1 pseudogene is annotated in these 1,023 nt (G+C 43.1%); it reads right to left on the bottom strand.

The window, feature by feature from the left end:
* Window positions 1-1,023, bottom strand: a pseudogene (locus ACVC3Y_RS00155) (hypothetical protein); the annotation flags it as partial.

Here is a 1,023-nt window from a genome sequence, read left to right as displayed (position 1 = left end):
ATAGTTTGGATCTGCAGGATCTGGAATAGTTACGATATCTGTATCACCAGCACATGGATCAAATGGATCTGTATCGGTACTGTTTGGTTCTCCATCACCATCACAATCTGCTGTTAACCAATCTCCAGTTGGAGTTACTGTAACATCTGCTACGTTGTAATCACATGGATCGGTTGGGTCTGTTCCATCAGGTCCTACGGTACCATCCATATCTGGATCTACTTCTGTTCCGTTTGGTACACCATCGCCATCACAATCTGCCATATACCAATCTGAATTAGTATCTGATAAATCAACATTCGCTAATTCTCCTCCTACACATGGATCATATGGTGCTGGATCGTCTCCATTAGTTTCACCATCGCCATCACAATCTGCTGCTGCCCAAACAGAATAGTTTGGATCTGCAGGATCTGGAATAGTTACGATATCTGTATCGCCAGCACATGGATCAAATGGATCTGTATCTGTACTGTTTGGTTCTCCATCACCATCACAATCTGCTAATGACCAGTCCCCACCTTGTGGTAAACTAACATCCTCTTCATTGTATTCACAAGGATCGTTTGGATCTGTTCCATCAGGACCAGCTGTACCATCCATATCAGGATCTACTTCCGTACCGTTTGGTACACCATCACCATCACAATCGGCATTATACCAGTCTGTATTATTGTCTGATAAATCAACATTAGCTAATTCTCCTCCTACACATGGATCATATGGTGCTGGATCGTCTCCATTAGTTTCACCATCACCATCACAATCTGCTGCTGCCCATACATCATAGTTCTCATCGCCTGGCATTGGATTGTTTACGATATCTGTATCGCCTGCACATGGATCAAATGGATCTGTATCTGTACTATTTGGTTCTCCATCACCATCACAATCTGCTAATGACCAATCTCCACCTTGTGGTAAACTAACATCGTCTTCATTGTATTCACAAGGATCGTTTGGATCTGTTCCATCAGGACCAGCTGTACCATCCATATCTGGATCTACTTCTGTTCCGTTTGG

It is taken from the genome of Lacinutrix cladophorae (assembly GCF_053604645.1).
This window is presented reverse-complemented; position numbering and strand designations above follow the sequence as displayed.